1 protein-coding gene is annotated in these 343 nt (G+C 69.1%); it reads right to left on the reverse strand.

Features of this window, described 5'->3' with window-relative positions; translation table 11 throughout:
- Positions 1-343, reverse strand: a 343-nt coding sequence (locus A6X21_RS09695) for an ATP-binding cassette domain-containing protein (RefSeq protein ID WP_205847446.1), incomplete at both ends; no start/stop codon positions are given.

Below are 343 nucleotides of genomic sequence, written 5' to 3' on the forward strand. Positions count from 1 at the left end.
AGCCCACGCGGGTGCGCACATGGCGGCCCACGCGGACGTTGTCGAGCGCGCTCATGTCGGCGAAGAGGCGGATGTTCTGGAAGGTCCGCGCGATGCCTGCCTGCGCCACCTTGTGCACGGCCGTGGGCTTGTAGGTGCGACCAGCCAGGGCGAAGCGCCCGCTGTCGCTGGGCACCAGGCCGGTGATGGTGTTGAAAAAGGTGGTCTTGCCCGCGCCGTTCGGCCCGATCAGGCCATGCACTTGGCCCGCCTGGATGCGCAAGCCCACTTCGCTGAGGGCCTGTACGCCACCGAAACGCTTGCCCACGCCGCTGACGTCGAGCAGGGCCGCGCCGCTGCTTGT

This window comes from Planctopirus hydrillae (genome assembly GCF_001707835.1).
Classification (GTDB): domain Bacteria; phylum Planctomycetota; class Planctomycetia; order Planctomycetales; family Planctomycetaceae; genus Planctopirus; species Planctopirus hydrillae.